20 protein-coding genes and 1 riboswitch are annotated in these 20,614 nt (G+C 70.2%); of the genes, 10 read left to right on the top strand and 10 right to left on the bottom strand.

Annotated elements, in window-relative coordinates:
* Positions 1–92: 92 nt before the first annotated feature.
* Entirely contained in the window at positions 93–668 is a 576-nt protein-coding gene (locus ACZ5U5_RS23025) for a TerD family protein (RefSeq protein ID WP_363213091.1), read from the bottom strand.
* 197 nt (positions 669–865) lie between these two features.
* On the opposite strand from ACZ5U5_RS23025, the gene arfB reads away from it, so the two are divergent.
* Positions 866–1,303, top strand: coding sequence for an alternative ribosome rescue aminoacyl-tRNA hydrolase ArfB (arfB, locus tag ACZ5U5_RS23020; protein WP_469025015.1), 438 nt, complete (start codon positions 866–868; stop codon positions 1,301–1,303).
* 114 nt (positions 1,304–1,417) lie between these two features.
* On the opposite strand, the gene ACZ5U5_RS23015 is transcribed toward arfB, so the two are convergent.
* Positions 1,418–2,011 carry a flavin reductase family protein gene (locus ACZ5U5_RS23015; protein ID WP_469025013.1) on the bottom strand — a complete coding sequence of 198 codons (594 nt, stop codon included), beginning with the start codon at positions 2,009–2,011 and terminating at the stop codon, positions 1,418–1,420.
* Positions 2,012–2,350: 339 nt separating this feature from the next.
* Between ACZ5U5_RS23015 and cdgB the strand changes: the two genes are divergently transcribed.
* Together cdgB and ACZ5U5_RS23005 are read left to right on the top strand one after the other, a co-directional pair.
* A complete protein-coding gene (gene cdgB, locus ACZ5U5_RS23010) occupies positions 2,351–4,024 on the top strand; it encodes a diguanylate cyclase CdgB (RefSeq protein WP_469024642.1) in 1,674 nt (557 codons plus the stop codon).
* Between the two features lie 75 nt (positions 4,025–4,099).
* Entirely contained in the window at positions 4,100–5,086 is a 987-nt protein-coding gene (locus ACZ5U5_RS23005; protein WP_469024640.1) for a CBM35 domain-containing protein, read from the top strand.
* Positions 5,087–5,108: 22 nt separating this feature from the next.
* On the opposite strand, the gene ACZ5U5_RS23000 is transcribed toward ACZ5U5_RS23005, so the two are convergent.
* From ACZ5U5_RS23000 to ACZ5U5_RS22980, 5 genes are all read right to left on the bottom strand, one after another.
* Positions 5,109–5,969, bottom strand: a complete 861-nt coding sequence (locus tag ACZ5U5_RS23000; protein ID WP_469024637.1) for a class II fructose-bisphosphate aldolase — start codon at positions 5,967–5,969, stop codon at positions 5,109–5,111.
* Between the two features lie 78 nt (positions 5,970–6,047).
* The gene (locus ACZ5U5_RS22995; RefSeq protein ID WP_469024635.1) at positions 6,048–6,980 is read right to left on the bottom strand and encodes a 1-phosphofructokinase family hexose kinase; all 933 of its coding nucleotides are present in this window, start codon (positions 6,978–6,980) and stop codon (positions 6,048–6,050) included.
* A gap of 157 nt (positions 6,981–7,137) precedes the next feature.
* On the bottom strand, positions 7,138–8,280 hold the full coding sequence (gene nagA / locus ACZ5U5_RS22990) for an N-acetylglucosamine-6-phosphate deacetylase (protein ID WP_469024633.1): 1,143 nt from the start codon (positions 8,278–8,280) through the stop codon (positions 7,138–7,140).
* On the bottom strand, positions 8,280–9,242 hold the full coding sequence (locus ACZ5U5_RS22985) for an ROK family protein (protein ID WP_469024630.1): 963 nt from the start codon (positions 9,240–9,242) through the stop codon (positions 8,280–8,282). The genes nagA and ACZ5U5_RS22985 overlap by 1 nt, the downstream gene beginning before the upstream one ends.
* Positions 9,243–9,435: 193 nt before the next feature.
* Positions 9,436–10,329 carry an SIS domain-containing protein gene (locus ACZ5U5_RS22980; RefSeq protein ID WP_469024628.1) on the bottom strand — a complete coding sequence of 298 codons (894 nt, stop codon included), beginning with the start codon at positions 10,327–10,329 and terminating at the stop codon, positions 9,436–9,438.
* A gap of 132 nt (positions 10,330–10,461) precedes the next feature.
* Here ACZ5U5_RS22980 and ACZ5U5_RS22975 point away from each other — a divergent pair, with 132 nt between their 5' ends.
* Genes ACZ5U5_RS22975 through otsB form a run of 3 tightly spaced genes read left to right on the top strand, consistent with a single transcriptional unit; the run spans position 10,462 to position 12,893 of the window.
* On the top strand, positions 10,462–11,727 hold the full coding sequence (locus ACZ5U5_RS22975) for an ABC transporter substrate-binding protein (protein ID WP_469025010.1): 1,266 nt from the start codon (positions 10,462–10,464) through the stop codon (positions 11,725–11,727).
* A gap of 10 nt (positions 11,728–11,737) precedes the next feature.
* The gene (locus ACZ5U5_RS22970) at positions 11,738–12,016 is read left to right on the top strand and encodes a DUF3263 domain-containing protein (RefSeq protein ID WP_469024626.1); all 279 of its coding nucleotides are present in this window, start codon (positions 11,738–11,740) and stop codon (positions 12,014–12,016) included.
* Positions 12,017–12,032: 16 nt separating this feature from the next.
* On the top strand, positions 12,033–12,893 hold the full coding sequence (gene otsB / locus ACZ5U5_RS22965; protein WP_469024623.1) for a trehalose-phosphatase: 861 nt from the start codon (positions 12,033–12,035) through the stop codon (positions 12,891–12,893).
* 212 nt (positions 12,894–13,105) lie between these two features.
* Here the strand turns inward: otsB and ACZ5U5_RS22960 are convergent, their stop codons facing one another.
* The 3 genes from ACZ5U5_RS22960 to ACZ5U5_RS22950 form a co-directional block, all read right to left on the bottom strand.
* Positions 13,106–14,509, bottom strand: coding sequence for an alpha,alpha-trehalose-phosphate synthase (UDP-forming) (locus tag ACZ5U5_RS22960; RefSeq protein WP_469024621.1), 1,404 nt, complete (start codon positions 14,507–14,509; stop codon positions 13,106–13,108).
* A 9-nt stretch (positions 14,510–14,518) separates the two neighbouring features.
* Positions 14,519–14,869 (bottom strand): hypothetical protein, encoded by a 351-nt coding sequence (locus tag ACZ5U5_RS22955; protein WP_469024618.1) that lies wholly within the window; start codon positions 14,867–14,869, stop codon positions 14,519–14,521.
* Positions 14,870–14,958: 89 nt separating this feature from the next.
* Entirely contained in the window at positions 14,959–15,903 is a 945-nt protein-coding gene (locus ACZ5U5_RS22950) for a glucosyl-3-phosphoglycerate synthase (protein WP_469024615.1), read from the bottom strand.
* 169 nt (positions 15,904–16,072) lie between these two features.
* A riboswitch (SAM riboswitch) is annotated at positions 16,073–16,207 on the top strand.
* Positions 16,208–16,224: 17 nt separating this feature from the next.
* Here ACZ5U5_RS22950 and thrC point away from each other — a divergent pair.
* From thrC to groL, 4 genes are all read left to right on the top strand, one after another.
* Positions 16,225–17,532 (top strand): threonine synthase, encoded by a 1,308-nt coding sequence (gene thrC / locus ACZ5U5_RS22945; RefSeq protein ID WP_469024613.1) that lies wholly within the window; start codon positions 16,225–16,227, stop codon positions 17,530–17,532.
* 130 nt (positions 17,533–17,662) lie between these two features.
* Positions 17,663–17,938 carry a MoaD/ThiS family protein gene (locus tag ACZ5U5_RS22940; RefSeq protein ID WP_190083788.1) on the top strand — a complete coding sequence of 92 codons (276 nt, stop codon included), beginning with the start codon at positions 17,663–17,665 and terminating at the stop codon, positions 17,936–17,938.
* Between the two features lie 434 nt (positions 17,939–18,372).
* Entirely contained in the window at positions 18,373–18,576 is a 204-nt protein-coding gene (locus ACZ5U5_RS22935) for a cold-shock protein (RefSeq protein WP_005315736.1), read from the top strand.
* Between the two features lie 350 nt (positions 18,577–18,926).
* Positions 18,927–20,552 carry a chaperonin GroEL gene (groL, locus tag ACZ5U5_RS22930; protein ID WP_055551550.1) on the top strand — a complete coding sequence of 542 codons (1,626 nt, stop codon included), beginning with the start codon at positions 18,927–18,929 and terminating at the stop codon, positions 20,550–20,552.
* Positions 20,553–20,614: the final 62 nt, after the last annotated feature.

Here is a 20,614-nt window from a genome sequence, read left to right as displayed (position 1 = left end):
TTAGCCGCCTGCCCGTGGCGGGCGGCGGCGCACCGCGAGGGCCCCCGGCGGAAAATCTCCGCCGGGGGCCCTCGCGAACTCGCCCAGAAAACTCAGACGTTGACGCCGAAGTCCTGCGCGATGCCGACGAGGCCGGACGCGTAGCCCTGGCCGACGGCGCGGAACTTCCACTCCGCGCCGCTGCGGTACAGCTCGCCGAAGACCATGGCGGTCTCGGTGGCGGCGTCCTCGCTCAGGTCATAGCGGGCGATCTCGGTGCCACCGGCCTGGTTAACGATGCGGATGAAGGCGTTCCGCACCTGGCCGAAGTTCTGCGAGCGGTTCTCGGCGTCGTAGATCGAGACCGGGAACACGATCTTGTCGATGTCGGCCGGGAGGCCGGCCAGGTTGACCTTGATCTGCTCGTCGTCGCCCTCGCCCTCACCCGTGACGTTGTCACCGGTGTGCTCGATGGTCTGGTCCGGCGTCACCTTGTTGTTGAAGAAGACGAAGTGCTGGTCCGAGAAGACCTTGCCCTGCGGGTTCACCGCGATGGCCGAGGCATCCAGGTCGAAGTCGGTGCCAGTGGTGGTACGGACGTCCCAGCCGAGGCCCACGGTGACGGCGGTCAGGCCCGGAGCCTCCTTGGTGAGCGAGACGTTGCCACCCTTGGACAGGCTTACTGCCATTGTTGGGAGTCCCTTCCCTCGTTGCGTACGAACGGGCTTCGTACTGGGGACGAAGCTACCGTCACCTCTATGAACGTCGACCAGGGTCCCAGAGGTTCCAGGTCCTTTTACTTTCTTTACTCATCTCACGTGTCACTCCCGACGCAAGCGGGGCGCGCCGTTAATACGGGTGACGTGGACCGGACAGACGCGGGACCATAGGACCCATGTCCGGTCCCTATGTCATCCGCGGCTCCGTCTCCCTGCCCGAGGCCGAGCTCATGTGGCGCTTCTCCAGGTCGTCAGGGCCGGGCGGTCAGCACGTCAACACCAGCGATTCGCAGGTGGAGCTGAGATTCGACCTGGCCGGCACGGAAGCGCTGCCTCCGGTGTGGAAGGAGCGCGCCCTGGAGCGGCTCGCCGGCCGGCTCGTCGGCGGAGTCGTCAGCGTGCGGGCCTCCGAGCACCGTTCCCAGTGGCGCAACCGCGAGATGGCGGCCACCCGCCTCGCCTCGCTGCTCGCGGAGGCCACCGCGCCGCCGCCGCGGCCCCGCCGCGCCACGAAGATCCCCCGGGGGATCAACGAACGGCGGCTCCGCGAGAAGAAGCAGCGCAGTCAGACCAAGCGCGGCCGCTCGGGCGAGGGCTGGGGCTGAGCCCCGGACCCGGCCATGGCCACCGCAGCAAACGATCCCGCCGGCAAAGACCGTTCAACCCAGAACCATTGAGTTCAGGACCATTGAGCCCGGAACGGTTCATCCGGCAACCGTTCAGCCCAGCTGTCGGTACTTGCCCTTGAAGTACATCAGCGGGCCCCCGTCGGCGCTCGGCAGGGCAGCCGAAAGTACACGCCCGATGACGAGGGTGTGATCACCCGCTGTCACCGTCTGTTCGGTCCGGCATTCAAGCGTAGAGAGCGCGCCGCCGATCAGCGGTGCCCCTGACGTCTCCCCCCGGGAGTAGGGAAGGTCCTCGAAGAGCAGCCGGTCGCTGATCCGGCCCTTCATCGCGAACCGGCCCGCGATGTGGCGCTGGCTCTCGGAGAGCACCGAGACGCCCCACAGCGGCTGCTCGGCCAGCAGGTCGTCCATCCGGGAGCCCTCACGCAGGCTGACCAGCACGAGCGGCGGGTCGAGGGACACGGACAGGAAGGCCGTCGCGGTCATGCCGACGTCCTCGCCGTCCGGCGCCTGCGGGTCGTCCGCGTCCAGTGACGGCTCTCTGGCGGTCACCAGGACCACACCCGCGGCCAGCCGGGACATGGCGGCACGGAACTCTTCGTTGCTCACCCCCACAGGATGCCCGTCGGGGGACGGGGCGCGGGGGGAGGGCGGGGCGGGGGGAGTCGCGGAGGCGCTCGGCAGGGATGTCTTCAGTACGGGAACCACAAGGCCGACGCTAGCCCGGCCGTCCCCGCCGCCACATCGGCCCGTGGTCCGAGACCGGGCCTAGGACCGGCGACCGAGGCGGCCGGCAGGGCGTGCGGAGCCGTGTACCGGGCAAGTGGACTGGACCAACGAAGGCTTCCCATCTGTGACTTGAGTCACAGGACCCATATTTTGTTGACCCTGTGTACCGAGTGAGCTGCTCGCTGTGATTCAGTGACGGTGGCAATCGGACACTGAGAGAACTCAGGTACGAAGAGAACAGTAAGGGCGCTGCGAATCCTGGAGTTGCTGTCGAGGTCTCGGGGAGAGCGAGCAATGGAGACCGAGTCGGAGCCGTACGTCCGTCTTGCGACCCTGCGGCAGCTGCATCAGGTGGTGGCGGATCTCAATACGGCCCGGAGCCTGGCGGACACGCTGCAGACCGTCGCCGACGGCGTGGTCAACGGCCTTGGCTATGAACTGGCGTGCGTCAATCTCGTGCGCCCTGACGGCGACCTCGTGGTCGCCGCCTTCGCGGGCAACACCGCCGCCGAGGCCCTCATCACCGGCCGGGTCGGCTCCCGCGAGGCCTGGGAGAAGCGGCTCGCCATGGGCGAGGCCTGGGGCGCCCTGCGGTTCATCTCGTACACCGAGGGATGGGTCCTGGACGAGGACGACGTCCCGCAGTGGTACACCGACGGTCCCGAGCCCCGCTTCGAGGACGAGTGGCACCCCGCGGACCGCCTCTTCGCCCCGATGTACGCGACGGGCGCGGCCGGCGGCGAACTGCTCGGCGTGATCTCCGTGGACCGCCCCCGCAATGGCCGCAGGCCCGGCGCCTGGGGCCGCGAGGCCCTCCAGATGTACGCCTTCCAGGCCGCCATCGCGATCAGCAACGCCCGCCTTCGCGCCAACATGCAGCGCGCCCTGGTCCGCCTGGAGCGCGAGCAGCAGGCGCTGCGGGCCAGCGAGGAGTCCTTCCGCCAGGCCTTCGAGTACGCGCCCTCCGGCATGGCCATCGCCGAGATGGGCGGCGACCAGCACGGGCGGATCCTGCGCACGAACGACGCGCTGTGCCGCCTCCTTGGCCGCCCCGCGTCCGCGATGCGCCGCTACTCCTTCTCCGACCTGGTCCACCCCGAGGACATCGGCACCCTCCTGCGGACGTCCGCCGAGGGCGGCAGGGCCGAGCTGCGCCTGGCGCGCCGCGACGGGACGTACGTCTGGGTTTCCCTGCGCAACAGCGTGGTCGCCGACGCCGCCGACGGGCCGCGCTTCCTCCTCACCCACGTCGAGGACATAGAGGAGCGCAAGCGCCGCGAGCTCCAGCTCGCGCACCGCGCCTCGCACGACTCCCTCACCGGCCTGCCGAACTCCGCCGAGCTGCGCTCCCGCCTCAGCGCCCGGCTCTGTCGCAGGCCGCACGCGGGCCAGCCGAGCGCCGTGGACTCGCTGGACGCGGCGTACGACGGCGTCTACGACGCGGAGGGCCGGCACAGCTTCGACTACGGCTCGCAGAACGCGCACAGCCTCCAGCAGGGCGGCGAAGGCTTCGACCACCACGTGCACACCGTCGCGCCCCCCGAGGGCCACGGGGACACGGACGACGGCACGAAGGGCCTCGCCGTGCTCTTCTGCGACCTCGACGGCTTCAAGTCGATCAACGACCGCTTCGGGCACCACACGGGTGACGCGGTTCTCATCGAGGTCGCCAGGCGGCTGACCAGCGGCGTCCGTGACGGGGACACGGTCGCGCGGCTCGGGGGTGACGAATTCGTCGTCCTCGCCGACGGGCTCGGCCGCGCCGACGCCCAGGACCTCGCGGTGCGGCTGCGGAACGCGATCATCCCGCCGATCCGGGTGGACGGCAGGGCGGTCCGGGTCGGTGCCAGTTTCGGCATCGGGTGGGCGCACTGCGGGATGTCGGCCGACGAGGTGTTGCACTCCGCTGACCAGCGGATGTACGTGGAGAAACGCTCACGTGCCAAGCAGCACAGGCGTGCCGGGTGAGGCGCACGCCACCCATTGGGCCTACCCGGAGCGGGTAGGCTCCCCCGGTCAGCGACATGAGGGAGTGACCAGGGAATGACGCCCGGCAACAACGGCGAGCACACGCCGAACCCGCCGGAGGGCGACGACGATCCGTTCGGCTATCTGTACGAAGACGGACAGGCGGCCGGCGCCACCCCGCCCAACGGCGGGGGCGGCTACGGGTACCCCGGTCCGCGGTCCTCGTACAACCACGTGCGCGCGGTCGGTGACCGTCGGCCCAACAGCTACGGCACGCAGGCCGCGCCCACGTACGGCCAGCAGGTGCCGCCGCAGCAGCAGGCGTACGGCCAGCCGAACGCGCACTACGCCGCTCCGGAGACGCAGCCCGGCGGGGCTCCGACGACCCCGCAGTACACCCCGGCGTCCAGAGGCTCCGGCGGTCGCGGCAGCGGCCCGAACACGAAGGGCCTCCTGATCGCTGCGATCGCGGTCGTCGCGGTCGTCGCCATCGGGATCGGCGCCGCGATGATCTTCGGTGGCGGCGACGACGAGGGCGGCAAGAAGGAAGCGGGCGGCGGCTCCACCCAGGCCGAGACGGTCGAGCCCAGCGAGAAGCCGACCAAGAAGCCCGATGAGCCGGTCGAACTGCCGAAGACCGACGCGAAGGCGCTCAAGCTGGAGGGCGGCACGACCACGGCCTCGGACGTAGACGGCGCGAAGTCGGACGGCGGCTCGTACGTGTCCGGGTTCGACAAGGTCGGCGCCCAGGTGACGTGGACCGTCAACGGCATCCCCAAGGCCGGTTCGTACAGCCTGCGCGTGAACTACGGCGTCCCCGGCAAGGACTCCAACGCCACCATCCTGGTGAACGGCAAGAAGCAGACCCGTCCCCTGAACATGAAGAACTTCGCCGGTGCGGAGGAAGGGAACTGGGAGAAGGGCTGGACCAACACCTGGGCGGTGGTCCAGCTCACCAAGGGCACCAACTCGATCACGCTGACCTGCGCCCAGAGCGACCTGTGCGGGACAGTCGGGGCGAACATCGACCAGATGTGGCTCGTGGAGGGCGGCAAGGGCTGAGCCGTCCGCCGCCCCTTTGGGGCTACTCCTGGGGCTGCTTCAGCAGCCCCAGGAACCCCGCCACCGTCCCGGCCATCGCCTCGCGAGCCGGGGCGAGGTATTTCCGGGGGTCGACACCCTGGTCGTGGGCGGCGAGGTACGCGCGCACCTCGCCCGTGAACGCCGTGTTGAGGGCCGTGCCGACGTTGATCTTCACCATGCCGGACGCGACGGCCCGCCGGATCTCGTGGTCCGGTACGCCACTTGAGCCGTGCAGCACGAGAGGCACGGGCACGGCTGCCGCGAGGGTCGCGATCAACTCGTGGTCCAGGGCCGCCGTGCGCTCCGTCATCGCATGGGAGGAGCCCACCGCCACCGCGAGGGCGTCGACTCCCGTGTCGGCCACGTAGGCCGCCGCCTCCGTGGGGTCCGTGCGGACGCCATGCGCGTGCGCGTCCAGCGGGGCCTCGCCCTCCTTGCCGCCCACCTTGCCCAGCTCGGCCTCGACCCAGATGCCGCGCTCGTGGCCCCAACGCACGGCGTCCGCGGTCGCCTTGACGTTCTCGTCGTACGGCATCTTCGACGCGTCGAACATCACCGAGCTGAAGCCCTCGGGATGCGCGGCCCGCAGGAGTTCCGGGTCCATGACGTGGTCCAGGTGCAGGGAGAGCGGGGCCGAGGAGGTGCGGGCCACCGCCGCTGCCGCCGCCGCGATGGCGGACAGGCTGCCGCCGTGGAACTTCACGGCGTTCTCGGAGATCTGGAGGATCGCGGGGGAGCCCGCCTGCTCGGCGCCAGCGGCGATCGCCTCCGCGTGCTCCAGGGTGATCACGTTGAACGCGGCGACCCCGCGCCCCGTGGCGCGCGCGTCGGAAACCAGGTCGCCGGTGGATACGAGTGGCACGATGAATGTCCCCAATTCCTGGGCCATAACGGCCCGTTGTGCGTCGCGTTGTGCTCGCCCACGCGGTGACGCGTGATCTCACGCCGCGGTGGCCTCCCCGGTCACCACGACCCGCGCGAGCAGGTCTTCGTACGTCGAGGGAACGAACTCGCCCGCCACGGGGGACTCGACGGTCGCCGCGGACAGGGCCACGGCCCGTGCGAGGCGCTGCGGCCAGGGGAGTTCTTCCACCAGGGCGGAGAGCAGGCCCGCCACCGCCGAGTCACCGGCACCCGTCGGGTTGCCGCGCACACGGGCCGGCGGAGCCGCCTGCCAGGTGCCCTCCGGCGTGACGGCGCGCAGGCCGTCGGCGCCCAGGGACGCCACCACGGCGTGCGCGCCCCTGCGGCGGGCGTCACGGGTCGCCTGGGCGGGCTCGTGGGAGCCGGTCAGTTCGGCCAGTTCGTCGGCGTTCGGCTTGATGATGTCGGGGCGTGCGGCGAGGCCACGGCGCAGCGCCTCCCCGCTGGTGTCCAGGAGCACGGGGACCTTGGCGGCACGCGCGGCCCGTACGAGCGTCGCGTACGCGCCGACCGGGACCCCGGGCGGCAGGCTGCCGCAGAGCGCGACCGCGGAGGCGCCCCGGCGCAGCAACTCCTCGTACGACTCCTGGAACGCGGTCCACTCGGCGGGTGAGACCGCCGGGCCCGGTTCGTTCAGCTGGGTGGTGTCGCCGGTCGCCGCGTCGACGACGGCGAGCGTGCGGCGGGTGGCGCCGGCGACGGGCACGAGGGCGTCCGTGACGCGGGGCTCGCGCGCCAGGCGCTCGTGCAGGACGCGGCCCGTGTCACCGCCCGCGAAGCCGGTCACCGTCACGTCGTGGCCGAGGGCGGCCAGGACGCGGGCGACGTTCAGGCCCTTGCCGCCGGGGCGTTCGATGACCTCGGTGACGCGGTGCGAGGCGTGCGGGACGAGGGCGGGGACGCGGTAGGTGATGTCCAGGGCGGCGTTCAGCGTCACCGCGAGGATCACTGGTCACTCACCCCCGGGTTCACTTGGGAACGCGCTTGCCGCCCGTCTCTTTCCGGGGCTGATCATGCCAAAGAGAAGGCGGTTGGCCCAGGGGTCCGGGCCAACCGCCTTCTCTTGGTTGTCTCTTCAACGGGTGGTGAAATCACCCCAGTTGGGCCTAATGGGGCGCAAGTACCCACTCGCCCTTGCGCATGACGCCCTTCAGGTCGAACTCCGCGTCCAGAATCACCAGGTCGGCGTCCTTGCCGGGTTCCAGCGAGCCGATCTCGGCGTACATCCCGAGCAGCCTGGCCGGGTTGGCGGAGATGGACCGCACGACGTCCTCGACCGGCAGCCCGTCCACCGTCACCGAGCGCTTGAACGCGCGGTCCAGGGTCAGGGTCGAGCCCGCGATCGAACCGCCCTCGACGAGGCGCGCGACGCTGTCCTTCACCTCGACCTCCAGCGGGCCGAGCATGTACCGGCCGTCGCCGAAGCCCGCCGCGTCCATCGCGTCCGTGATGAGCGCCGTGCGGGCCGCGCCCGCGTGGTGGAAGGCCAGCTCGAACGCGGCGGGGTGCAGATGCGTGCCGTCGTTGATCAGCTCGACCGTGATCCGCTCGTCCTCCAGGAGCGCGGCGATCGGGCCCGGCTCGCGGTGCCCGAGACCCGGCATCGCGTTGTAGAGGTGCGTGGCGACGGTGGCGCCCGCGTCGATGGCCTCGACCGTCTGCTCGTACGAGGCGTCCGTGTGCCCGATGGCCGCGATCACACCGTGCTCGGCCAGGAGGCGTACGGAGTCGATGCCGCCCGGCAGTTCAGTGGCCAGCGTCAGCATCTTCGCCCGGCCGCGGGCGGCGTCGATCAGCTTGCGGACCTCGGCGGGGTCCGGGTCGCGCAGGAGCACCTCGCTGTGCGCGCCCTTGCGGCACGGCGAGATGAAGGGGCCCTCGAAGTGGATGCCCGCGATGTCGCCCTGCTCGGCCAGCTCGCTGAGCATGCCCGCCCGCTGGGCGAGGAAGTCCATCTCGCCGGTGACGGTGGAGGCGACGAGCGTGGTCGTGCCGTGCAGGCGGTGCGTGTGGACGCCCTTGAGCACGTCGTCGACCGTGCCGGAGGTGAAGGAGGCTCCGCCGCCGCCGTGGTTGTGGAGGTCGACGAAGCCGGGGACGACCCAGTGACCGGGCGGAAGGTCGATGACCTCGGCGTCCGCGGGAGTGCTCCCGGCGATGCGCGTGCCGTCCACGATCACGCGGCCGTTGGTGAGCGTCCCGGTGGGCAGGACCACCTGAGCACCGGCGAGAACTTTGCTAGCGGCCATCAGGCGGTTACCTCCGTGGGTCGGGTGGGGTCGGGGGCGGTTCCTTCGAGCAGATCCCAGGCGAGCAGGCCCGCGCCCAGGCACCCGGCGGTGTCCCCCAGGGCGGCGGGGACGATGAGGGGCTGGGTCTGGAACGTGACGATGCGTTCCGTCATGGCCGCCCGCAGGGGTGTGAACAAGGTTTCCCCGGCCTCGGCCAGACCGCCACCGATGATCAGAGTGTGCGGGTCCAGGAGGGTGAGGGCCGTGATGAGGCCGTCGGCGAGCGCGTCGATGGCGTTCTGCCAGACCTCCCGGGCGCGCGGGTCGCCGGACTCCACGGCCTTCGCGCAGTCCGCGGCGTCCGCCTCCGGGTCGCCGCTCGCCGCCGCCCACGCCTCGCTCACCGCGGACGCGGAGGCGAGCCGCTCCAGGCAGCCGCGCTGGCCGCAGCCGCAGAGCGGGCCGCCGGGGCGCACGATGATGTGCCCGATCTCGCCCGCCGAGCCGTGGGCGCCGGGCTCGATGCCGCCGCCGATCCCGATGGCGCCGGCGATGCCCGTGCCCAGGGGCACGAAGAGGAACCGGTCGGCGCCCTTGCCCGCGCCGATCCGCCCCTCGGCGAGGCCGCCGGTGCGGACGTCGTGGCCGAGCGCCACCGGGATGCCTTCGAGCCGGCGGCTCAGGAGGTCGCGCATCGGGACGTCACGCCAGCCGAGGTTCGCGGCGTAGACCGCCGTGCCGCGTTCGGTGTCGACGATCCCGGGGATCGCGACGCCGGCCGCGGCGGCGGACTCCCCGAACTCCTGGATCCCGTGGGCGCGCAGATCGGCGGCGAAGTCGAGGATGGACTCGACCACGGCGTCGGGACCGCGTTCGCGGCCGGTGGGCCGCCGCGCCTCGTGGAGGAGCGCGCCGTCCGCCCCGACCAGGGCGGCCTTCATTCCGGTGCCGCCCACATCGAGGGCGATGACGTGTCTCACGGGGGACAGTGTCGCGCCTACGCCGCGAGAGGTCTAGTCCACTTCGGGTATCTGCCGGTCTCCTCCGGTGGGTGGGCGACCCTAAACCGCCGCTTCGCGGCGGATGTCTCCCACCCACCCACCCGGCACCCCGCGGGGCAATCGGGTGGGTGGGTGGGGAGCATCCGCCGCGAAGCGGCGGGTCAGGATCGGACTAGCCCAAAATGACGCTCCGCGTCAGGTTCCGGGGCCGGTCAGGGTCGAAGCCCCGCGACTCAGCCAGTGCAACCGCGAGCCGCTGGGCCCGGATCAGATCCGCCAGGGGATCCAGCTCCTCGCGGGCCACCAGCTCCCCGCCGACCCGGTCGACATTGCCCGCGAGCCCCTCCGGAAGCACCCCGAACATCCACGCCACCCGGCCAGGGCCCGTGATGGAGATCGGCCCGTGGCGGTACTCCATCGCCGGGTACGACTCCGTCCAGGCGCCCGCGGCCTCCCGCATCTTCAGCGCGGCCTCAAGGGCGAGACCGTACGTCCAGCCCCGCCCCAGGAACGTCCACTGCTCGGCGCCGACCACGGAGGCGGGCAGCGGCTCCGTGACCGCGAGCTCCGCGTCGACCGCCGCGTCGGCGACCGACTTCACGCCGGGGATGTCACCGAGCCCGGCCCGCAGGAAGGCGAGCGCGGTCGTGGCGAAGCGGGTCTGGACGACCGACTCCTCGTCCGCCCAGTCGAGGACCGCCACCGCGTCGGCCGCGTCCATGACCGGAGTCTTCGGGTCGGCGGTCAGGGCCGTGGTCGGGACCACGCCCTTCAGCTGTCCGAGGAGTTCGAGCACCTCCGTCGTCGTACCGGACCGGGTGATGGCCACCACCCGGTCGTACGACCGCCCCGCCGGGAACTCCGACGACGCGAACGCGTCCGTCTCGCCCTGCCCGGCGGCCTCGCGCAGCGCCGCGTACGCGATGGCCATGAACCACGACGTCCCGCACCCCGTGACGGCGACCCGCTCGCCCTTCTTCGGCAGTCCGTCGAAGGTGAGAGCGGCCTCGGCCGCCCGGTGCCAGCAGGCGGGCTGGGTTGCGATCTCTGCTGCGGTACGCGACATGCGTCGAGACTCCTTGCCGGTGGGCTGTCAGTGGTACGCCGTTGCACAAGCGATACTGAGGTGGTGTAGACCTCGTGTCCATACGCGAGGGAAAATCGCAGTTCACGAAGATCATCGAGGGTGGGAACAGCTGTGCAGCGGCGCGCGACAGGACTGACCGCGGCGATAGCCGTACTGGGCATGGCGGCGGTACTCGCCGGCTGCGGCGGTCCGGGCGACTCCGGCGACGTCACCCTCAAGCTGGTGGCCGCCGACTACGGCGACTCCAAGGCCAACAGCTCCCAGAAGTACTGGGACAAGATCGCCGACAAGTTCGAGGCCGAGAACCCCGGCATCAAGGTCGACGTCAGCGTCTACTCCTGGACCGACGTGGACCGCAAGGTCAAGGAAATGGTCAAGGCCGGCGACGCCCCCGACATCGCCCAGATCGGCGCGTACGCCGACTACGCCGCGGCGGACAAGCTCTACCGCACCGAGGACCTGGTCTCCATCACCACGCAGGCCGACTTCATGGCCCCCCTCTCCGAGGCGGGCGAGGTCAAGCGCGTCCAGTACGGCATGCCCTTCGCCTCCTCGACGCGCCTGCTCTTCTACAACGAGAAGATCTTCAAGGACGCAGGCCTCACCCCGCCGCAGAGCTGGAGCGATCTCGCGGCCGCCGCCAAGACGCTCAAGGCGCGCGGCGTGAAGATCCCCTACGCCCTTCCGCTCGGCAAGGAAGAGGCGCAGGCCGAGACGATGCAGTGGCTGCTGAGCGGTGGCGGCGGCTACACCGACAACGTCGACACGTACGACATCGACTCCACGCAGAACGTGAAGACCTTCACCTGGCTGAAGGACGAGCTCGTCGGCAAGGGCCTGACGGGCGCCACGCCCCCCGCCAAGCTCGACCGCGCCGAGGCCTTCGCCGCCTTCACGCGCGGCGACGTCGGCATGCTCAACGGCCACCCCACGCTGATGCAGATGGCCGCGAAGAAGGGCGTGAAGTACGGCATGGTGCCGATGCCCGGCGTGAACGGCCACGCCGACGCCACGATGGGTGTCGCCGACTGGATGATGGCCTTCAAGCAGAAGGGCCACCGCGAGGAGATCGGCAAGTTCCTCGACTTCGCCTACAGCACGAAGAACGTCCTGGACTTCTCCCGCGAGTACGACCTGCTGCCGGTCACGAACTCCGCCGCCGAGGAGATGACGGGCAACAAGAACGACAAGGCGCTCGCCGAGTTCCTCGACGAGCTGCCCACCTCGCAGCTGTACCCCGTGGGCAAGACGTCCTGGGCGCAGGTGTCCGTCGAGGTCAAGAAGTACATCGGCAAGGCAGTCGACCCGAACGGCAATCCGGCGTCGATCCTCGGCCAGATCCAGTCCAAGGCGGCGACCGAGGAGAACTCGGAATAGCGTGACCGGCATGACGGATGCCACGGATCCCGCCGACTCCTCCGGTGACATGTTTCCCGACACCGGGCTCTCCGAGCGTGACCGCGCGATCCTCGCCCTGGAGCGCCGTGACTGGGTGACCGGTCCCGGCGCCAAGGAGCGGGCCGTGCGCGAGCAGCTCGGCCTGGTGCCGGTGCGCTACTACCAGCTCCTGAACGCCCTGCTCGACGATCCCCGCGCCCTCGCGCACGATCCGGTCACCGTCAACCGGCTCCGGCGGGTCAGGGAGTCCCGGCGCGGGGAGCGTTGAGCGTAGGGTCGGGCGCATGGGTGACCTTGAGTACTCGCCGAACTCTCCCGAGCTGCCCGAGCCCGTGACCGCCGCCGGGCGCGAGGGCCTTGCCGCGCTGCTCGCGCGCCCCGGGAAAGCCGTGATCGCGCTCGACTTCGACGGCACGCTCGCCGCGATCGTGCCGGACCCCGAGCAGGCCCGCGCCCACCCCGGCGCCGTCCCCGCTCTCGCCGCGCTCGCGCCGAAGGTGTGTTCCGTCGCGGTCGTCACCGGGCGGCCTGCGGGTGTGGCGGTGCGGTACGGCGGGCTCGCGGGTGTGCCCGGCCTCGAACACCTCGTCGTGCTCGGGCACTACGGCGCCGAGCGCTGGGACGCCGTCTCGTCCACCGTGCACGCGGCGGAGCCGCATCCCGGTGTGGCGGCCGTGCGCGCCGAACTGCCCGGTTTCCTGGACACGATGGGCGCGTGGCGCGGTACGTGGATAGAGGAGAAGGGCCGGGCGGTCGCCGTCCACACCCGGCGTGCGGCCGATCCGCAGGCCGCCTTCGAGGCGTTGCGGGAGCCGCTGGCGGAGCTGGCGTCCCGCCACGGCCTCATCGTCGAACCGGGGCGCCTCGTCCTGGAGTTGCGGCCCCCCGGCATGGACAAGGGCGTGGCCCTCGCGGACTACGTACGGGAGGTGGGTGCCGAATGTGTGTTGTACGCGGGCGACGACTTGGGCGACCTGCCCGCCTTCGCGGCCGTCGAGAAACTCCGCTCTGACCAGGTTCCGGGGCTGCTGGTGTGCAGTGGCAGTGCGGAGGTGGCGGAGCTGGCGGAACGGGCGGACTTGGTGGTGGACGGGCCGGGGGGTGTGGTGGCGCTGCTTGTCGCGGTGGCCGCGCGGCTGGCCTGAACGGCACGATGTAGTCCCCAACCCCGCCCCTTCCCGGCTGTGACATTTGCGGCTCCGCCGCGGGTCGCTCGGCGCGAGGGCCCTCCTCAAACGCCGGAGGGGCTGAAAATTCAGCCCCTCCGGCGTTTGAGGAGCGGGGTCTGGGGCGGAGCCCCAGGTAGGCCCGGGGCGCAGGCACGGTCTTTGGGAAGGGGCGGGGTTGGGGAAAAAAGTCAGGCCCTCAGCGCCCGCAGCTGGTCCAGGAACCACTGGGCCGGGGGCAACGCCGTCGCCGCCGAAGCGAGCCGCTTCGTACGTTCCGCCCGCTCCCCCTCCGGCATCGTCAGCCCCGCGTGCAACGCGACAGCCGTCCCCGTGACGTCGTACGGGTTCACGACAACCGCATCCTCGCCCAACTCCTCGTACGCCCCCGCCTCCCGGGACAGGACAAGAACGCACCCGTCGTCGGAGACGACCGGCACCTCCTTGGCGACCAGGTTCATCCCGTCCCGGATGGGATTCACCAGCGCCACGTCCGCCAGGCGGTACGCCGCGAGCGACCGCGCGAAGTCGTCCTTCACGTGCAGGACGACCGGGGTCCAGCCCTCCACCCCGAAGCGGGAGTTGATCTCATCGGCGACCCGTTGGACCTCGGCGGTGTACTCGCGGTACACCGCGAGATCCTGCCGCGAGGGATAGGCGAAGGCGACGTGCACCACCCGCTCCCGCCACTCGGGGCGCGTCTCGAGCAGCTCCCGGTAAGCGAGCAGTCCCCGCACGATGTTCTTCGACAGCTCCGTCCGGTCCACTCGGACGATCACCTTCCGGTCGCCGGAGCCCCCGATCTGCTCCCGCAGCGCGACCAGGCGCTCCTCCACGTCCGCCCGCCGCGACCGCTCCCGCAGGAAGTCCGCGTCCGCCCCGAGCCCGTGCACCCCGATCCGCGTACCGGACGTACCGCCGAGGACGGCGACGCAGCACTCCGTGAACGCGTCCGCCCACCGGCCCGTCAGGAACGCCGCACGGTCGGCGCCCAGGATGCCGCGAAGGAGCTGCTCCGCGACGTCGTCCGGCAGCATCCGGAAGTAGTCCACCGGCGCCCACGGCGTGTGCGAGAAATGGCCGATGCGCAGGTCGGGGCGCAGCTCACGCAGCATTCCCGGCACCAGCGCCAGGTGGTAGTCCTGCACGAGGACCGCCGCGTCCGCGCCCGCGCTCTCGGCGAGTGCCTCGGCGAAGGCCCGGTTGTAGGTCTCGTACGCCGCCCACTGCGCCCGGAACTCCGGGCCGAAGGCCGGCTCCAGCGGGGTCTGGTAGAGCATGTGGTGGACGAACCACAGGACCGAGTTCGCGATCCCGTTGTACGCGTCCGCGTGCACGCGCGCGTCGATGTCGAGCATCCGTACGCCCGGCTCGCCCACCCCGCGCCGCACGGCCTCCCGGTCGCCGTCGCCGAGCGCCGCGCAGACCCACAGGGCCGCGTCGTCGCCGTCGGAGTCGCCGATCGCGCTGAGCCCGGAGACGAGTCCGCCTCCGCCCCGCTTGGCCGTCAGTTCCCCGTTCTCCTCCAGGGTGTACGTGACGGGGCCGCGGTTGGACGCGACGAGGACCTGTGCGGAGGCGTGCTCGGAGACCATGTGGCGAACCTAGCCCCTGGGGCGGGGACTCAAACGTACGGCCGGACTCCGGGTGGCCGGCGGCGACTGATCACGTCTGCTCCTGGCGCCCGCGACCGTCAGCGCGCCCAGTGTGCACAGGGAGATCGCAAGCCCCGCGTACAGCATCGTGTCCGAGTCGCTGCCCGACTTGGCCAGTTGCCCCGGGGCGCCCTCCCGGCGCACGGGCTCGCCCGTTTGTTCCCGCGGCGCGGGCTGCGCCTGCGCCCGCCGGGCGATGTCGTCGGTGTGGCCGATCCCCGGCCCGGTGCCGGCATCCGCCGTGGCGGCGGACGCGGTGGCCGCGCCGAGAGCCCCTGCCGCGAGGGTGGCCGTCGCCAAGGCCACGGCACCGGCGCGTGGCGCGCTTCTCACTGCTTGTCTGACCCACATAAGTGGGGAATGTAGACAAAATGCCTGGCTTGGGGTGGTTACGCCACGCGGCGAGCCGTGTACTCCGCGATACCGCACATCGGCGGCCGCTCCTCCGTGTCCACCGAATGGGACCGCGGCTCGAACCCCTGCTCGCCCCGTTCGAACTGGGTGAGCTCGGGCCGTACGAGATGGCCGCGCGCGAGCCGCAGCTGCGCCGTCCGGTAGATCGCCGCCGCCATCCGGCCGAGCGCCTGCCCGTCCTGGTGCCGGTGCTTGCGCACCCCGACGTCGACCTGCGCGAGCGCGTCGAGGCCCACGGTGTGCAGCGCGTCCACGAGCAGGCCCAGCTCCACCCCGTAACCGACGGGGAACGGCAGCCGCTCGAGGAGGGACCTGCGCGCCGCGTACTCGCCGCCCAACGGCTGTACGAAGCCCGCCAGTTGGGGCCAGTGCATGTTGAGCAGCGGGCGCGCCATCAGCTCGGTCACCCGGCCGCCCTGACCTGCGGTCTCACCCAGGGGGCGGTCGTACATCGCCTTCACGAAGTGCACGTCGGTCTCGGTCAGGAGCGGGCCCACCGTGCCGGTGACGAAGTCCGCCGAGAACTCCTTCAGGTCCGCGTCGACGAACGCGACGATGTCACCGCCGGTCACCAGGAGCGAGCGCCACATGACCTCGCCCTTGCCGGGCACGGCCGGGATGCGCGGCAGGATCACGTCCCGGTGCACGACCCGCGCGCCCGCCTTCCGCGCGACCTCCGGCGTACGGTCCCGCGAGCCGGAGTCGACCACCACGAGCTCGTCGACGAGAGCGGCCTTCTCGACCAGCTCACGGCGGATCTCGGCGACGATCTCGCCGACCGTCCCCTCCTCGTCGAGCGCGGGCAGGACCACGCTCACCGAGGCCCCGGACGTCCGTTTGGCGTCGACGAGCGCGCTGAGCGGACGGTCGGCAACGGACCAGGAACGCCTGGTCAGCCAGCGCTCGGCCTCTTCCAGCACGGGGGGCTCCTCCTGTGTGTGACCTACATGTGATCCATCTCGCGGTTCGGACGACTATCTCAAGGGTCCAGGCCGTCGGTTACAGTCTTGAACAACGCCGATGACCATCGCATGCCGGGGTCATCGCGTGACAAATGCCCTGGGGCCCCTGAAGCCCCCGGCGCCATACCGCTCATCCAGAGGGGCAGAGGGATACGGCCCGTTGAAGCCCCGGCAACCATCCCGCCGACCGCGCACGCGAGGTCTCGGTGGGGAAGGTGCCAATTCCGTCTCGCGACGAGATGCGTCGCGGGGAAGATGAGGAGAAAGGGCCTCGCCTCCATGGCTGCGCAGACTGTCGCAACGAACGACACCACCCCTTCCACCACGGGTTCCGTGGACCTCGGTCCCGCATCGGGCCTCTCTTGCCGCGAGTGCGGCGAGCTCTACGCCCTCGGCCCGATCTTCGCCTGTCAGGCCTGTTTCGGCCCGCTCGAAGTGGCGTACGACCTGCCGACCGGTGACCCCGAGGCCCTGCGGAAGCAGATCGAGTCCGGCCCCGACAACATCTGGCGTTACGCCCCGCTGCTGCCGGTCCCGGCGAACGTGGCCGAGAAGCCGAACATCAACCCCGGCTGGACCAAGCTCGTCAAGGCCGACAACCTCGCCCGTGAGCTCGGCGTCGAGCAGGGCAAGCTGTTCGTCAAGGACGACTCCGGCAACCCGACGCACTCCTTCAAGGACCGCGTCGTGGCGCAGGCCATCGAGGCCGCACGCGCCTTCGGCTTCACCACGCTCTCCTGCTCCTCCACCGGCAACCTCGCGGGCGCCGTCGGCGCCGCGGCGGCCCGTGCCGGCTTCCGCTCCTGCGTGTTCATCCCGCACGACCTGGAGCAGGGCAAGGTCGTCATGGCCGCGGTCTACGGTGGCGAGCTCGTCGGCATCGAGGGCAACTACGACGACGTGAACCGCTTCTGCTCCGAGCTCATCGGCGACCCGCTCGGCGAGGGCTGGGGCTTCGTGAACGTGAACCTGCGGCCGTACTACGGCGAGGGCTCCAAGACCCTCGCGTACGAGATCTGCGAGCAGCTGGGGTGGGTCCTCCCCGACCAGCTGGTCATCCCGATCGCCTCCGGCTCGCAGCTCACGAAGATCGACAAGGGCCTGAAGGAGCTCATCCAGCTGGGTCTGGTCGAGGACAAGCCCTACAAGATCTTCGGTGCGCAGGCCGAGGGCTGCTCCCCGGTGTCGACCGCCTTCAAGGCCGGGCACGACGTCGTGCGCCCGCAGAAGCCGGACACCATCGCCAAGTCGCTCGCCATCGGCAACCCCGCCGACGGGCCGTACGTCCTGGACATCGCGCGTCGCACGGGCGGTGCGGTGGAGGACGTGAACGACGAGCAGGTCGTGGATGCGATCGAGCTGCTCGCTCGGAGTGAGGGGATCTTCGCGGAGACCGCCGGGGGTGTGACGGTGGGCGTCACCAAGAAGCTTCTTGAGGCGGGGCTCATCGACCCGACGCTGACCACAGTCGTGCTGAACACCGGTGACGGGCTCAAGACCCTGGACGCTGTTGCCGAGAGGTCTCAGGCGACCGCGACCATCCGTCCCAGCCTCGACGCGTTCCGCGCCGCCGGGCTCGCAGACTGAGCTTGTCCCCCTGGCTGCGGGCCGGCTGTGGCTGGTCGCGCCCCGCGGCGGAGCCGCAAATGTCACAGCCCCGCGCCCCTGACGGGGCGCCCCTGGCGGGCGCCCCTCCTGAACTACCGAGGTGAATCCCATGAGCGTCAAGGTCCGCATCCCCACCATTCTCCGCACCTACACCGGCGGTCAGTCCGAGGTTGCCGCCGAGGGGGCGAACCTCTCCGAGGTCATCGCCGACCTGGAGAAGAACCACGCCGGTATCGCCGCCCGCGTCCTGGACGACCAGGGCAAGCTGCGGCGCTTCGTGAACGTCTACGTGAACGACGACGACGTCCGCTTCGAGCAGGGTCTTGAGACCGCGACGCCGGACGGTGCGGGCGTCTCGATCATCCCCGCCGTCGCGGGTGGTTGATCCTGGTTGATTCTTTAAGGAAATACCCTGCGTAATCCTTGTTGCCCCCTCCGCGAGAGAAACGGAGGGGGCAATTCCATGAGGTTGAGCGCGGTACAGTTGGGAAGCGAGCTTCCCCGTTTGTGCCTGGCGCATATACGAAGTCGCCCCGAGAGCGACAAGAAGTAGCCAATGTGCACCGCCCATTTGCCCTTCCTGTGGCATTTGTCTGGCCCGACTTGCCCTGAACTCCGGTGAATTCTCCGCGTATCACCGATCAGGCGTGCCCAGAATTCTCGTCCGATTGACCTGTTGCAGAGGGCAGTTGGACAGATACATTCAGCCGCGGTCGACGCGTTCCGGCGCACGCCTCCACAACCCATTGGGGGGGTGAGGTCTGACCCGGGTCCGCGAAGTGCGGGTCCGTGCAAGGGCCAGTAATAGGGGAGTTAGGCATGGCTCAGGGCACCGTCAAGTGGTTCAACGCGGAGAAGGGGTACGGCTTCATCGCGGTCGACGGTGGTGCGGATGTTTTCGTCCACTACAGCGCGATTCAGATGGACGGCTACCGCACCCTTGAAGAAGGTCAGCGAGTGGAGTTCGAGATCTCGCAGGGCCAGAAGGGTCCGCAGGCGGACATGGTCAAGCTCGCCGTCTGATCTCGGCGCGATCGGCCAGCGAACTTAGCGAGTGACGAGGGGCCCGTATCCCGACAGGAGTACGGGCCCCTCGTGCGTCATCGCCCGCGACCCGTGGCGCGGACCGCCGCGCGCCCCTGGGCGCGCACCCCCTCGTACGTCTGAGATCCGCAAGAGGCGCTTGCACTCGTAGGGGTCGAGTGCTAATCATTGGGCTTAGCACTCTCCGAGTGAGAGTGACAGAACTTGGATCGGGTCGGTGAGGCCCGCAGGCCGGGTGGGGCAAGGAACCACAAGGCTTGCAGGCCGTCCGTCGCGGGCGCTGGCGCGATCCGGAAGCATGCCACCCCTGTCCGGGAGGACCACTTCACATGGCCAAGATCATCGCGTTCGACGAGGAGGCACGGCGCGGCCTCGAGCGCGGCATGAACCAGCTCGCCGACGCCGTCAAGGTGACCCTGGGCCCCAAGGGTCGCAACGTCGTCCTCGAGAAGAAGTGGGGTGCCCCCACGATCACCAACGATGGTGTTTCCATCGCCAAGGAGATCGAGCTCGAGGACCCGTACGAGAAGATCGGCGCCGAGCTGGTCAAGGAGGTCGCGAAGAAGACGGACGACGTCGCCGGTGACGGCACGACGACCGCGACCGTCCTGGCCCAGGCGCTGGTCCGTGAGGGCCTTCGCAACGTGGCCGCCGGTGCCAACCCGATGGCCCTCAAGCGCGGCATCGAGAAGGCCGTCGAGGCCGTCTCGGGCGCCCTGCTCGAGCAGGCCAAGGACGTGGAGACCAAGGAGCAGATCGCTTCGACCGCCTCCATCTCCGCCGCCGACACCCAGATCGGCGAGCTCATCGCCGAGGCGATGGACAAGGTCGGCAAGGAAGGCGTCATCACCGTCGAGGAGTCGCAGACCTTCGGGCTCGAGCTTGAGCTCACCGAGGGCATGCGCTTCGACAAGGGCTACATCTCGGCGTACTTCGCCACGGACATGGAGCGTATGGAGGCGTCGCTCGACGACCCGTACATCCTGATCGTGAACTCGAAGATCTCGAACGTGAAGGACCTCCTTCCGCTCCTCGAGAAGGTCATGCAGTCCGGCAAGCCGCTGCTGATCATCGCCGAGGACGTCGAGGGCGAGGCCCTGTCGACCCTGGTCGTCAACAAGATCCGTGGCACCTTCAAGTCCGTCGCCGTCAAGGCCCCGGGCTTCGGTGACCGCCGCAAGGCCATGCTCGGCGACATCGCCATCCTCACCGGTGGCACCGTCATCTCCGAGGAGGTCGGCCTCAAGCTGGAGAACGCCGGTCTCGACCTGCTCGGCCGCGCCCGCAAGGTCGTCATCACCAAGGACGAGACCACGATCGTCGACGGCTCCGGTGAGAGCGACCAGGTCCAGGGTCGCGTCAACCAGATCCGCGCCGAGATCGAGAACTCGGACAGCGACTACGACCGCGAGAAGCTGCAGGAGCGCCTGGCGAAGCTCGCCGGCGGTGTTGCGGTCATCAAGGCCGGTGCCGCGACCGAGGTCGAGCTCAAGGAGCGCAAGCACCGCATCGAGGACGCCGTTCGCAACGCGAAGGCCGCCGTCGAAGAGGGCATCGTCGCCGGTGGTGGCGTGGCGCTCATCCAGGCCGCCGCTGTCTTCGAGAAGCTTGAGCTCGAGGGTGACGAGGCCACCGGTGCCGCCGCTGTGAAGCTGGCCCTCGAGGCCCCGCTGAAGCAGATCGCCGTCAACGCCGGCCTTGAGGGTGGCGTCGTCGTCGAGAAGGTGCGCAACCTGACCGTCGGCCACGGCCTGAACGCCGCGACCGGTGAGTACGTCGACATGATCGCCGAGGGCATCCTCGACCCGGCGAAGGTCACGCGCTCTGCCCTGCAGAACGCCGCGTCGATCGCCGCGCTGTTCCTCACCACCGAGGCCGTCATCGCCGACAAGCCGGAGAAGGCGGGCGCTGCCCCGGCCGGCGGCGGCATGCCGGGCGGTGACATGGACTTCTGATCGACCTCTGGTTGATCAGCGGTTCATCGCTCACGCGAACCGAGGGCGGCACCCCTTCTCAC

This window comes from Streptomyces sp. NPDC033177, assembly GCF_055577715.1.
This window is presented reverse-complemented; position numbering and strand designations above follow the sequence as displayed.

Excerpts from the sequence above, each read along its gene's own strand:
- groL (WP_055551550.1), top strand. The coding sequence starts at position 18,927 with ATGGCCAAGATCATCGCGTTCGACGAGGAGGCACGGCGCGGCCTCGAG.
- nagA (WP_469024633.1), bottom strand. The coding sequence starts at position 8,280 with ATGGCCGCTAGCAAAGTTCTCGCCGGTGCTCAGGTGGTCCTGCCCACC.
- ACZ5U5_RS22940 (WP_190083788.1), top strand. The coding sequence starts at position 17,663 with ATGAGCGTCAAGGTCCGCATCCCCACCATTCTCCGCACCTACACCGGC.
- ACZ5U5_RS22935 (WP_005315736.1), top strand. The coding sequence starts at position 18,373 with ATGGCTCAGGGCACCGTCAAGTGGTTCAACGCGGAGAAGGGGTACGGC.
- otsB (WP_469024623.1), top strand. The coding sequence starts at position 12,033 with ATGGGTGACCTTGAGTACTCGCCGAACTCTCCCGAGCTGCCCGAGCCC.
- ACZ5U5_RS22960 (WP_469024621.1), bottom strand. The coding sequence starts at position 14,509 with ATGGTCTCCGAGCACGCCTCCGCACAGGTCCTCGTCGCGTCCAACCGC.
- ACZ5U5_RS23005 (WP_469024640.1), top strand. The coding sequence starts at position 4,100 with ATGACGCCCGGCAACAACGGCGAGCACACGCCGAACCCGCCGGAGGGC.
- ACZ5U5_RS23025 (WP_363213091.1), bottom strand. The coding sequence starts at position 668 with ATGGCAGTAAGCCTGTCCAAGGGTGGCAACGTCTCGCTCACCAAGGAG.
- ACZ5U5_RS22980 (WP_469024628.1), bottom strand. The coding sequence starts at position 10,329 with ATGTCGCGTACCGCAGCAGAGATCGCAACCCAGCCCGCCTGCTGGCAC.
- ACZ5U5_RS22970 (WP_469024626.1), top strand. The coding sequence starts at position 11,738 with ATGACGGATGCCACGGATCCCGCCGACTCCTCCGGTGACATGTTTCCC.
- cdgB (WP_469024642.1), top strand. The coding sequence starts at position 2,351 with ATGGAGACCGAGTCGGAGCCGTACGTCCGTCTTGCGACCCTGCGGCAG.
- thrC (WP_469024613.1), top strand. The coding sequence starts at position 16,225 with ATGGCTGCGCAGACTGTCGCAACGAACGACACCACCCCTTCCACCACG.